This window comes from uncultured Aquimonas sp. (assembly GCF_937888285.1).
In the GTDB taxonomy this organism is placed as follows: Bacteria; Pseudomonadota; Gammaproteobacteria; order Xanthomonadales; family Xanthomonadaceae; genus Aquimonas.
Genome location: NZ_CALART010000057.1, coordinates 42,313 through 53,398, shown reverse-complemented (window position 1 = coordinate 53,398; position 11,086 = coordinate 42,313). Strand labels below are relative to the sequence as shown.

11 protein-coding genes and 2 pseudogenes are annotated in these 11,086 nt (G+C 63.5%); 8 read left to right on the top strand and 5 right to left on the bottom strand.

What is annotated here, in order from left to right:
* Positions 1-170: 170 nt before the first annotated feature.
* Positions 171-1,148: an IS5 family transposase gene (locus tag Q0654_RS12190; RefSeq protein ID WP_237676982.1), complete on the bottom strand. Its 978-nt coding sequence runs from the start codon at positions 1,146-1,148 to the stop codon at positions 171-173.
* Between the two features lie 485 nt (positions 1,149-1,633).
* Here Q0654_RS12190 and Q0654_RS12185 point away from each other — a divergent pair, with 485 nt between their 5' ends.
* From Q0654_RS12185 to Q0654_RS12170, 4 genes are all read left to right on the top strand, one after another.
* Positions 1,634-2,338 carry a hypothetical protein gene (locus Q0654_RS12185; protein WP_298854125.1) on the top strand — a complete coding sequence of 235 codons (705 nt, stop codon included), beginning with the start codon at positions 1,634-1,636 and terminating at the stop codon, positions 2,336-2,338.
* Positions 2,339-2,417: 79 nt separating this feature from the next.
* Entirely contained in the window at positions 2,418-3,206 is a 789-nt protein-coding gene (locus tag Q0654_RS12180; protein ID WP_237676980.1) for a hypothetical protein, read from the top strand.
* A gap of 11 nt (positions 3,207-3,217) precedes the next feature.
* On the top strand, positions 3,218-3,775 hold the full coding sequence (locus Q0654_RS12175; RefSeq protein WP_237676979.1) for a cytochrome b: 558 nt from the start codon (positions 3,218-3,220) through the stop codon (positions 3,773-3,775).
* 13 nt (positions 3,776-3,788) lie between these two features.
* Positions 3,789-4,496, top strand: coding sequence for a VIT family protein (locus Q0654_RS12170; RefSeq protein ID WP_237676978.1), 708 nt, complete (start codon positions 3,789-3,791; stop codon positions 4,494-4,496).
* Here Q0654_RS12170 and Q0654_RS12165 read toward each other — a convergent pair.
* The 3 genes from Q0654_RS12165 to Q0654_RS12155 all read right to left on the bottom strand — a co-directional run bounded on the left by Q0654_RS12165 (position 4,456) and on the right by Q0654_RS12155 (position 5,992).
* Positions 4,456-5,070, bottom strand: a complete 615-nt coding sequence (locus Q0654_RS12165) for a phosphatase PAP2 family protein (RefSeq protein ID WP_237676977.1) — start codon at positions 5,068-5,070, stop codon at positions 4,456-4,458. The two genes, Q0654_RS12170 and Q0654_RS12165, sit on opposite strands and share 41 nt — an antisense overlap.
* A 181-nt stretch (positions 5,071-5,251) precedes the next feature.
* Entirely contained in the window at positions 5,252-5,701 is a 450-nt protein-coding gene (locus tag Q0654_RS12160; protein WP_237676976.1) for a hypothetical protein, read from the bottom strand.
* 9 nt (positions 5,702-5,710) lie between these two features.
* A complete protein-coding gene (locus Q0654_RS12155; RefSeq protein WP_298854122.1) occupies positions 5,711-5,992 on the bottom strand; it encodes a hypothetical protein in 282 nt (93 codons plus the stop codon).
* Positions 5,993-6,041: 49 nt separating this feature from the next.
* Here Q0654_RS12155 and Q0654_RS12150 point away from each other — a divergent pair.
* Positions 6,042-6,458 (top strand): annotated as a pseudogene (locus tag Q0654_RS12150) (transposase); the annotation flags it as partial.
* 408 nt (positions 6,459-6,866) lie between these two features.
* Positions 6,867-7,401: pseudogene (locus Q0654_RS12145) on the top strand (IS66 family transposase); the annotation flags it as partial.
* A 113-nt stretch (positions 7,402-7,514) separates the two neighbouring features.
* Here Q0654_RS12145 and chrA read toward each other — a convergent pair.
* The gene (chrA, locus tag Q0654_RS12140) at positions 7,515-8,735 is read right to left on the bottom strand and encodes a chromate efflux transporter (protein ID WP_237676975.1); all 1,221 of its coding nucleotides are present in this window, start codon (positions 8,733-8,735) and stop codon (positions 7,515-7,517) included.
* Positions 8,736-8,861: 126 nt separating this feature from the next.
* Here chrA and Q0654_RS12135 point away from each other — a divergent pair, with 126 nt between their 5' ends.
* Entirely contained in the window at positions 8,862-9,194 is a 333-nt protein-coding gene (locus Q0654_RS12135; RefSeq protein ID WP_237676974.1) for a transposase, read from the top strand.
* Positions 9,195-9,495: 301 nt separating this feature from the next.
* A complete protein-coding gene (locus tag Q0654_RS12130; protein WP_298854119.1) occupies positions 9,496-11,070 on the top strand; it encodes a ThiF family adenylyltransferase in 1,575 nt (524 codons plus the stop codon).
* The last annotated feature ends 16 nt before the right edge of the window (positions 11,071-11,086 follow it).

The following is an 11,086-nucleotide window of genomic DNA, read 5'->3' as shown; positions in this document are numbered from 1 at the left end:
GCCCCTGCTGCGGAAGGGCAGACGTAAAGCTACTCTTGTGACACAGTAAGACTAGGGAACGTCTGATCAAGTCATAAATTGGCTCGATGACCAGTGTGCGTATGGTCCCGCGGCGCTGGCAGGCTCGTCGTACCGAGCATTCCACGCGGTTGAGAGCCTCTGCGGCCCCTTCACGCTACCTGCGGGCGCACTTGTCCCGCCATTGCAATCAGCTTTCTTCTGGCCATCCACAGGTTCGACAGCGCAAACAGCGTGATCACGTGTGCCGTGTTCTTGGCCAGCCCCTTGAACCTCACCTTCGCCAGGCCGAACTGCCGCTTGATCACCCGGAACGGATGCTCGACCTTTGCTCGGATGCTGGCCTTCTGGTATTCCTGCTTGCGCGCCCTAGCCTTGGCTCGGCTCTGCGTCACCTTCGCTATGTCGCTGGGCCGACCAGCAATGTGCCATTGCACGTTGCGCTTTACCCGGCTCTGTGCTCCGCGATAACCCGAGTCCGCCCACACCGCGTCCTCTTTGCCGTGCAGCAGATCGCTCACCTGTTCCACGTCCGCCTCGTTGGCCGCTGTGGTCGTCACCGTGTGCACCAGCCCCGAGTCTGCGTCCACGCCGATGTGCGCCTTCATACCGAAGTGCCACTGGTTGCCTTTCTTCGTCTGGTGCATCTCCGGATCTCGCTCGCCCGTGCTGTTCTTGGTGGAGCTCGGGGCAGCGATGATGGTTGCGTCCACGATGGAGCCGCGCTTGAGCAGCAGTCCCTTCCTAGCCAGGTGGGCGTTGACCTGATTGAAGATGTCTTCGGCCAGATCGTTGGCCTCCAGCAGGTGGCGAAAGTTCAGGATGGTCGTCTCGTCGGGGATCGCCTCCAGACCGAGTCCGGCGAACGTGCGCAGCGAGGCGATCTCATACAAGGCTTCTTCCATCGCCGGGTCGCTCAGGGCGAACCAATTCTGCATCAGGTGCACGCGCAGCATGGCTTGCAGCGAGTAAGGCCGACGACCTCGCCCTGCCACTGGATAGTGGGGTTCGATGACCTTGAGCAGCACCTTCCACGGCACCACCAGTTCCATCTCGCCAAGGAAGACTTCGCGCCTGGTCTTTTTCCTCTTGCCCGCTTGCTCCGCATCCGCAAAACTGATCTGGCTCATCGCTCTTGCTCCTTTGCAGGGTTCAATCATTCATGCAAGAAACGTGCTCTTGATCAGACCTTCCATAGAGTTCGAGAAAGCTCAAAAAGCTTAGGTCGGTGTCTATGAGACCGGCAACAGCCCAATGAGCCGACGTCAACGGCATGGCTGCGCAACGGCCTCTTCGCACCGTTCGTCCTCGCGTACGCCGATCATCTGACCGCTCGGCAGTACGCGCCGAGTACCACGCGGGCCGACCTCGGCTGCGTTGCGCACTTCTCGCACTGGTGTTGCCGACGATCGGTCGACCTTAGCGATCTGCGAGGTCTCACCAGGGATTTCACCCAAGACCACTTGTCTCAGTGTGACTGTGCACGGCGCGTGCAGACGTGCCCTCATCAAGTTCGGGCGGCGCTGGGCCACTTGCTGACCGTCCTCGCCGATTAAGGCGTTGCCGCTGCCGCTGGTCCAACGACCCCCCAACGACGCCGTGCTGCAGCGCTTCGATGAACACCTGCAGCAAGCTTGTTGATTTCCATGGAAATCAACAAACGGCTTACCTTTTGCGATCTCAAAGCGAGCGCGTGCCGCTGCGGAAGGTAATAAGAAGACTGATTCTCTTTGGCATCCCGGGCACATTGCGATGCGCCTCTTTGCTCTTGCGCTCGACCTGCTTACCCTTGGCGCTTTCGGGCTTGCGCGGTCGAACTGTCCTTTTCGCGCGCGGCCGCCTTCCGACCAGGGTTCGAGACCGCATGAAACTGCAGCCGTATCGGCATCTGCTCCGACGCCCGGAATCCGTGGCGTGGTGGCTGCTGCTCGCCATGTTGCTGGTTGCCCTGCAGCCCTTCATCGCCATCCATTTTCGCGATGACGGCTGGGAGGACGAACCCGGCTTTCGCATACGCGCGGTCAGCGCCACCGTGCAGTTCGAGCCCGACGAGCGGCCCGGCCACGTGGCCAGCCCCGAGACCACGGTGTTCGTGCCCTCGGGCGCCAGCATCGACCAGCCCGATGCATTCCACGACGCGCTGGCCGGCCTGATGGCCCTGGTCCTGGCCTTGCTGCCTTTGATCGTGCTCCTGCCGGTGCCTCGGACGCCTTCCTCGCGCGGCCCGCTCGAGCGTCCGCATGCACGTTGCCGGGCACCTCCGCCCACCGCCGCATGGCGCCACCTTCCGCCCAAGACTGCGCCCCCTGCATTGACCTGAGCAGCGACTTCGCCATGCGACGTCGACCCTGCTGCGCGCGCTCGCGCAGCGATCTTGTTCAGTGTCGAAAGGTTCTATCGTGAATTCATCTTCCAGCCGCGCGCGCGTCCATGGCGCCATCGGCATCCTGCTTCTTGCCGGCGCAATGTCCGTTGCGCCGCGGGCCATGGCCGCTCCTGAAGAAATCCAGGTCTATCTCGACGACATGAGTGCCCCGGGGCAGTTCGGTGTCGATGTCCACAACAACTATGTGGTCTCCGGCGCGTCCAGCCCGGGCTACGCGGGCGAGCAGCCGCCGCGGCATGTCTACCGCCTCACGCCCGAGTTCTACTACGGCGTGAGCGACACGCTGGAGCTCGGGCTCTACGTGCTCTCCAGCCGCGCTCCCAATGCCGACCCCAAGGTGGATGGCGCCAAGGTCCGCATCAAGTACATCGCACCGCACGACAAGACACAGGGGATGTTCTGGGGCGCGAACCTGGAAATCGGCAAGACCAGCCTGCGCGTGTCTCCCACCGCATGGAACGCCGAGCTCAAGGGCATTCTTGGATACCGCACCGGCCCCTGGACGCTGGCGGTGAATCCCAACATCGACTGGAGCCTGTCGCCGCACGGCGGGCCCGTCACGCTCGACGTGGACGCCAAGATCGCCTATGCCCTGAACGACAAGACCCAGATCGGTGTGGAGACCTACAACGAACTCGGTCCGCTGTCGCATCCCGATCCGCTGCGCAAGAACAGCAAGACGCTGTTCGTGGCGCTGGACCACGAGTTCGATCGCTTCGATGTGAACGTCGGCATCGGAAAGGGCCTGACCGGCGAAGCCGACCGCTGGCTGCTCAAGTTCATCGTCGGTACGCATTTTTGAGGGCACGCGACATGTCCTGGAAAAATTCGACCTCCCACTACGGCACAGCCGTCATTGCCTTTCATTGGCTGATGTTGCTGCTGCTTGCCGCCGTCTATGCCTGTATGGAACTGCGCGGGCTCGCGCCCAGGGGCAGCGATCTGCGCAGCGCGTTGAAGCCGCTGCATTTCCTGCTCGGTCTGAGCGTGCTGGCGCTGGTGGCCGTGCGGCTTGCCGTGCGCTGGAGCGCGGGCGCTGCGCCGGAGATCGTGCCGGCACCGCCCGCGTGGCAGCACAGGCTGTCTCAGCTCATGCACTTGGCGCTGTACGCCTTCATGATCGCCACGCCCTTGCTGGGCTGGCTCACACTCAGCGCCGAGGGCAAGCCCATCGTGCTGTTCGGCCTGTCCGTGCCTTCGCTGTTGGGGGCAGACGAAGCCCTGTCGAAGCAGCTCAAGGATGTGCACGAGACCCTGGCTACGGCCGGCTATTTCCTCATCGGGCTGCATGCCGCCGCGGCGCTGGTCCATCACTACCTCACGCACGACAACACGCTCCTTCGCATGTTGCCCGGGCGCTCTTCACGCTGACTGCCAACTTCCCATGAAATCACTCCACTACCGCGCGCATGCCGAGCGCCATCGCACCGAACACATCGGCTGGCTGCGCGCCGCCGTCCTGGGCGCCAACGACGGCATCATCTCCACCGCCAGCCTTGTCGTGGGCGTCACCGCCGCCCACGCCAGCCACGAGGCCATCGTGACGACTGCCATCGCGGGTCTGGTCGCGGGCGCGATGTCGATGGCCGCCGGCGAGTTCGTGTCGGTGCATTCGCAGGCCGACACCGAGAAGGCCGACCTCGAGCGCGAGCGCATCGAACTCGCCACGGAGCCGGACGCGGAGCACCGGGAGCTCACGGCGATCTACGTGCGCCGCGGTCTCGAGTACAAGCTCGCGCAGCAGGTCGCCGCGCAGCTCATGGCCCACGACGCGCTCGGGGCGCACGCGCGTGACGAACTCGGGATCTCGGAAACACTCAGCGCAAGGCCCTTGCAGGCCGCGCTGGCGTCGGCAGCGAGTTTTGCCGTGGGTGCTGCGCTGCCGCTCGCCGTGGTCGCGTGTGCGCCTTCCGACGCACTCCTGCCGTGGACCATATGCACCGCGACCGCCTTCCTCGCGCTGTTGGGCGCTGCCGCCGCCAGGATCGGCAGCGCGCCTGTCGCGCGCAGCGTGTGGCGCGTGGCCTTCTGGGGCACACTGGCCATGGGAATCACGGCCGGCGTGGGAACCCTGTTCGGCGTGCAGGCGTGAGACCCGCCGCTTCGCGGTCGATGCGGCGGGCAGGCCGCTCGGCGTGTGCGCCGCGGCGGTTCGGACGCATCCAACGGACAGCCGAAAGCGCGCCGGCCAGGCACAAGCCGAACACGAGCCCCGCGGCAATGTCCAGCGGAAAGTGCACGCCGACGTAGACACGCGACCACCCGGTGAGGCTCGCCAGGACAACGAGTGCCCATCCGGCGCGACGCAGTTCATCGCGCATCAGGAAGGCCGCCGCGACGAAGAACATCACGGTTGCATGGGTGCTCGGCAGCGAGCCGCTCGCGTCGTGGGTGATGTAGCCCGGCACCAGCCCCTGGACGAAAGGCCTCTGAAAGTTCAAGGCCGAGGCCAGCGTGTGCGACAGCAGCGACGCCGCGGCCGCGCCCGCGATCACGACGAGGAGATAGGCGCGCTCGGACGGCTTCTTCCATCCCGTCCACAGCAGGATCGCCGCGCTGGCGGGGCCGCCCCAGAGTGCCATCGTGCGACCTGCAAGAAGCGCCCACGAACCTGGATCTTCGCCCGCTGCGATCCAATGCAGCAGCGCGATATTGAGCGCGTTCATGATGCACCCCGCATCGTTGCCCTGCCTGCGCGTTCAGGCGACTCGCGGATTGAACGGGCGAGCGCATAGGGGGTGCTCGTCGAGCACCATGGAATCGAAGTCATGTGAACCTTTCGGCCAGAAACAAGAGGGCCGGCCGCGCGAGCGCGCAACCGGAGATGACGTCAGGCGACGTCGCTTGTCAGGCCGTCAGGGGAGGAGCAGCGGAGGGAGGTTGAGTTCGCCACAGCGCAGTCGCAGGGGGAGCCCCTCCGGTGTGCGGCACGCACTCGCACATGGCGCGCGCTGCAGGCAGGAGGAGCCGCATCAACACCACCACCAGGGGCAGCACCAGGAGCACGAGCGCCATCAGCGCTTCGATGCCTTGCTGGAATGCATCCGGCGTGTCGACATGCGCGCCCGCCGGGGCGTACAGCGTCGTCTCGAGCTCTTTCTTGTGGTCCGCCCGGTCGTCGGGAGAGAACAATGCCATGGCCTCCACATTGCGCACGCGAAAGCCGGGCTCGTCTTCCCAGCCGTCCTGGCGGAAGTGCGTGAACAGGAAAGGCTGCAACATCGAAAGCACCACGCCGGCGAAGCACCACCACAGGCAATGCGTTGCGGCGAGACGACGAAGGCGGGCGTTGTTCACGTAAAAATTTTATCTGCCACTTGCTGTTTCTGGCTGACTGTGCACGTCAGGTTTGCGTCGAAATGGAGCAAGTCCCGCGCGCGGAAGTACTGGCTCGAGCGTCGTCAATGCCAACCGTGCATTCACGGCACGGACATCGCGCCGCGCTCCACCGACGAGGAACCACTGGCTGGCCAGCATCCCGCTCGGCAGCGTGAAGTGCTCGGACTCGGCCTTGGCGCTCTCGGGCGCACGGACCAGCAGCATCGGCACCGGCGACATGCGCAGGATGTGCTCCGCGCTGCTGCCCATGACCCAGCGGCCGACTCCGCCCCGACCGTGCGTGCCGATCGCCGTCACGCAGCCGCTTTGGGAAGAGCTACACACATGGCTGCAGTTGGAACGTGCCCGCGGGCACGTCGGCAGTGCCACGGCCAAGACCCCGAATTACAGCTTGAACGCTTGGGAGGCGCTGACGCGCAATCTGCGCGATGGCGAAGTAAACGTGGATAACAACCATTGCGAGAATCTGATCCGTCCATGGGCGCTCGGAAGAAAAGCATGGCTATTTGCAGGCAGTGAGCTGGCCGGCCAGCGCGCCGCCATCGTCATGAGCCTCGTGCAGTCGGCAAAGATCAACGGTCACGACCCGCACGCGTACCTTAATGACGTGCTGACCAGACTGCCCACACATCTGAACAGCCGCATCGATGAACTGCTGCCGCACAACTGGCAGCACAGATCGGAAGTAACTCGGGGCCCACTGCAGCCGATCTAACAATCCCATCTTAGCCCCCGAGTGCCTCTACTTGGACACGCGATGCGCTGTCCCTGTGTGAACTAACTTCGGCTTGACGAACGGACGGACCTCGCGCAATCTCAGCCGAGGGGAGCGTCTGTGATGAGAGAGGGTTGAAATGATGATTCGCATTCGTTTGCAGGGCGCATGCCTTGCTCTTCAACGCGAAACATTGACCATGCTTTTTGCATATGGCTCCGTCGGCCTATGGGTGATTTTTTGGTTTGGTGACTAGCGGCAATTCGGGGGAAGGGGGCCTCGATTCAGCGGTAGCGACGCGAGAATTGAGCCAAGGCGTTCAATGACCTTTTATGGCTGACAGCCGAAATCTAGCTCGCGGGCCAGGTAAGCATTGCTTGGTCAAGATGGTATTACTGGTCGCTTACGCTGCGCGCGGTGGTGTTCGAATTCTCCGAGGGCCGCGGAGGGGGGCATGCCCGCGCGTTCCTCGGCCTTGGCGGCGAGCACAGCTGGCGCAGGACACTGGTGTGCGATGACTTCTCAGGTTACAAGGACTGCTTCGAGTTCGGCATCACCGAGGTCGGCTGCCTGGTGCACGCGAGGTGCAGGTTCCACGAGCTATGGGGTCAACCATGGCAGCCTGGTGGGTAAGCAAGCCTTGAAGTTCTTCGGCGAGCTCTACGACATCGAGCGCGACGTAGCCGCTCTTGCGGGCGAGGAGCGCAAGCGGATCCGCCAAGAGCGCGCCCGCAAGGTGGCCGATGCGCTGCACCAATGGCTTATTGCGCAGCGGCAGAAGGTGCCCGAGGGGTCAGCCACGGCCAGAGCCATCGACTACAGCCTCAAGCGTTGGCGGGCGCTCACGCGCTACATCGACGATGGCGACCTCCCGGCGGACAAAAACCGGGTGGAGAACCAGATCCGGCCCATCGCCCTGGGCAGGTCAAACTGGCTCTTCGCGACCAATCATTTGCGCACCAACTCTGATCGGAGGCGGGGCCAGCTAGTCAAGATTCCTGAGCGAGTCCTTCCTCTTTTTTCAAAGTTGTTTCATTGGCGGCAGCACATTCAAACTCAGCCCAGGAAAGCCCATCCAACCGCAGCCGCGAGAAACACTACGATCACGGGTGACACGCGGGCGTAGACCAGCAGCGCAAACGCCGCGAGGGCCGTGGCGAAGTCGGTGCGCGTGTGGATCGCACTCGTCCAGACGGGATCGTACAAGGCAGCCAACAGAATGCCGACGACGGCCGCGTTCACGCCCGCCATGGCAGACTGCACGCCCTTACGTTGGCGCAATGCATCCCAGAAAGGCACTGCCCCCACGACGAGCAGGAAGGCTGGCACGAAGATGACGACCAGCAGCGCGATGCCGCCCGTCCAGCCAGCAAATGGTCCATGCATAACCGCGCCCAGGTAGGCCGCGAAGGTAAACAAGGGCCCGGGCACGGCCTGCGCAGCGCCATATCCCGCGAGGAATTGCTCGTTCGTGACCACACCGGCCGGAACCACCGTCGCCTGCAGCAGCGGCAGCACCACATGACCTCCCCCGAACACGAGGGCGCCGGCACGATAGAAGCCTTCGATGACCGTCCATAGCAGCGACTGAGTCACAGCCGCGATGATCGGCAGGCCTGCAAGAAGACCGAAGAACAGGACCAGGGCAATGGCGCCCGCTCGTCTCGAGACTCCATAGCTGCGATGCACTACCGCCTGCTGCGGAGGCAGCTCCAGCAGCCGCCAGCCGACCACACCGGCAACCGTGATGGCAATGACTTGCGAGAGCGCCGTCGGCAGGACGAGTACAAGAAGCGCCGCGACGAGGGCCATGGCGGCGCGCATGCGATCTGGGCACAGGTTCTTGGCCATGCCCCACACGGCTTGCGCCACCACGGCCACGGCAGCAACCTTCAGGCCGTGCACCGCACCGCTTCCCGCAAGCGTGCCCCAATGCTCGATGCCGTAGGCGAACAGGATGAGCGCAAAGGCAGATGGCAGCGTGAAGCCGCACCAGGCAGCCAACGCTCCCAGCCAGCCGGCACGCGTCAGCCCGATGGCCAGCCCAACCTGACTGCTGGCTGGGCCGGGAAGAAACTGGCACAGCGCCACCAGGTCCGAGTAGCTGCGCTCGTCGAGCCAGCGACGGCGCTCGACGATCTCGGCACGAAAGTAGCCCAGGTGCGCAACTGGCCCGCCGAAGGAGGTGAGTCCGAGTTTCAGGAATGCTAAGAGCACCTCGAAGGCGTTGCCGCGTTGCTCTACGGCTGCGAGTTGAATGTGCTTTTCAGGGGGCATGTCGCAATCGTATGTCGCCCCGATGACTTCTACCCATGTCAGTCGGCTTGGAGTGAACCTCTACGGCTGGACTACCGGGCAAATCAGAACTGATACGCTGGCCGAGCCTTCAACCAAGAGAAGGTCATGTCATCGAGAGGTCCGTACCGGCGCTACGCGCCGGAGTTCAAGATCCAGCTGTGCCAGAACATCCGTAGCGGCGCCATCGGGCGCCGTGATGCGACCAAGAGGTACACGCTGTCGACCAATCTGATTCAGCTGTGGCTGACGCAGTACGACCGGGGCGAGCTCAGCACCGAAGAGGCCGAAGCATCGGTCATCGCGGAGTACGAAGCCAAGATCGCTGCGCTTGAGCGCAAGGTCGGCCAGCTCACGATGGAGCTGGATCTGGTCAAAAAAACGCCACGCCTGGATGCCCGCCAAGCCTTTGCCTCTATTTCGAGCCGCCGCGGTCCGTGACGCGAACCTGGACGCCCGAAAGTTTTCTCGGGCGTATCAACTTCTGGTTGGAAAAAACGGCCCGTGGGGAGCTGCATCCCGCGGATCAACCCGTCGAGCAGCTCTTTTTCACCACCTCCAACGAACTGGTCCTGCCGTGGAACGTTGACGCCCTTCTGACAGAGAATCCGCAACAAAAATTGACCTTTTCGAGGGAGTCAAGCGCACGGAGCACAGCGCTACCTTCCTGCTGCAACTGCGCCTGGAGGGTGTCAAGCGCAGTCCGAGCCTTTCCTTGGTGAGTCTTCGGTTGCCCCCCGTCGTGCATGGGCGCATCGAAGAAGACCCTCCAACGCTCGGCCTGCTGGCTGAGATGCTGAGCGCACGCGGCGTCGATCTGGTTGCCGCGCTCGAACTGGCAATCAGTACCTCCGTGGGAAGCAACGGTGCCGCCGCCGCAACGGACAGCACCGGAACCGTCATTCTGCTTGACATGCCGATCACGCGCGCGCTGGACGTCCCGGCGGAGCGTTGTGCAAGACGCGCTTATCTGGTCAACCACGGCGAGCTTAAGCTGGGCGAGATGATGGGCGAGCTCCATCGGGTCGGCGATAAGTACTGGCGAGTGAAGCTGCTGGAGCCGGTGGCCAAGTCGGAGGCGTGGACAATGGTTGAGATCGAGGCGATCGAGGTACTGCAATGCGTCGATCAAGCGGCCGCGCGGCGCCAGGCAGGCACCGTCGGCTCCGGGCCCATGGCAACACTGGTTGGCGCTGGAGCGCTCGGCGCGACGATGCTCGATCTGTGGGTGCGTTCGGGTTGGGGAGAGTGGACAGCCGTCGACAAGGACCATATCAAGCCGCACAACCTGGTGCGTCACCCTGCGGATCTTCGGCATCTGGGCCACTATAAGGAACAGGTTGTTGCCGCTCGCGCCAAAGAGATACGCGATGGCGCGGCGGTCGTTACGCCGGTGCATGCGGATGCATGTGATCTGGTTGATGGAGGTCTCCTGCCAGCCCTGAGCAGCGGGAGACTGGTCGTGGATGCCTCCACGACGTTGGAGTACCCGAGACTTGCAAGTGCACATGATGATGCCGGTCGTCACGTCTCCGTGTTCCTGACGCCCTCCGGGTCCGGGTGCGCCCTGTTGCTAGAGGATGCGGCGCGGACGACGCGTCTTAGATCGCTGGAGGCTCAGTACTACCGTGCCGTCATTGCGCAAGATTGGGGTGAGCACCACCTTCAAGGGAGCGCTGGTACGTTCTGGAGCGGCGCAAGTTGCCGGGATATTTCGGTGGTGATGCCGTATTCCTCGGTGCAAGTCCACGCCGCGCTACTGGCAGAGCAAGTTCAGAAGTTGGTCACGTCCGACGGGGCTTGCGTCCGCGTCTGGTCGCGCGAGACTGACACTGGCACAGTCGTGATTCATGAACTCTCCGTGCATCAGGAGCACCGGATCGCATTCGACGACATGGACTTGTTCATCGATGCAGGTGTCACCGCAAAGATGTGTGCGATGCGTGAACACCATCTTCCCAACGAGACAGGCGGAATTCTGCTTGGCTATCACGACTTGAACATCAATGCCATCGTTGTCGTGGATGCACTCGAGGCGCCTTCCGATAGTCGCTCATCGCCTGGTCATTTCGAGCGGGGGGTGGAGGGCGTCGCGAGCGCGGGGCGGGAAGCCTCCAGGCGAACCGCCGGGATCGTCGGCTACGTGGGGGAATGCCACAGTGATCCAAAAGGCCATGGCGCCGATCCAAGTGCTGATGACTTCTATCAGCTGGTGTACCTGGCACTGGGGATGGCACAGGACGGGCTACCTGCAGTGTCGCTGATTGCCGGCGACAAGGGTGACCTGCGGGCCATGAAGGCCGCGGTGGGCTCATGAACGGGTCGGCGTTCTT

Excerpts from the sequence above, each read along its gene's own strand:
- Q0654_RS12190 (WP_237676982.1), bottom strand. The coding sequence starts at position 1,148 with ATGAGCCAGATCAGTTTTGCGGATGCGGAGCAAGCGGGCAAGAGGAAA.
- Q0654_RS12185 (WP_298854125.1), top strand. The coding sequence starts at position 1,634 with ATGAACACCTGCAGCAAGCTTGTTGATTTCCATGGAAATCAACAAACG.
- Q0654_RS12175 (WP_237676979.1), top strand. The coding sequence starts at position 3,218 with ATGTCCTGGAAAAATTCGACCTCCCACTACGGCACAGCCGTCATTGCC.
- Q0654_RS12170 (WP_237676978.1), top strand. The coding sequence starts at position 3,789 with ATGAAATCACTCCACTACCGCGCGCATGCCGAGCGCCATCGCACCGAA.
- Q0654_RS12165 (WP_237676977.1), bottom strand. The coding sequence starts at position 5,070 with ATGAACGCGCTCAATATCGCGCTGCTGCATTGGATCGCAGCGGGCGAA.
- Q0654_RS12155 (WP_298854122.1), bottom strand. The coding sequence starts at position 5,992 with ATGGGCAGCAGCGCGGAGCACATCCTGCGCATGTCGCCGGTGCCGATG.
- chrA (WP_237676975.1), bottom strand. The coding sequence starts at position 8,735 with ATGCCCCCTGAAAAGCACATTCAACTCGCAGCCGTAGAGCAACGCGGC.
- Q0654_RS12135 (WP_237676974.1), top strand. The coding sequence starts at position 8,862 with ATGTCATCGAGAGGTCCGTACCGGCGCTACGCGCCGGAGTTCAAGATC.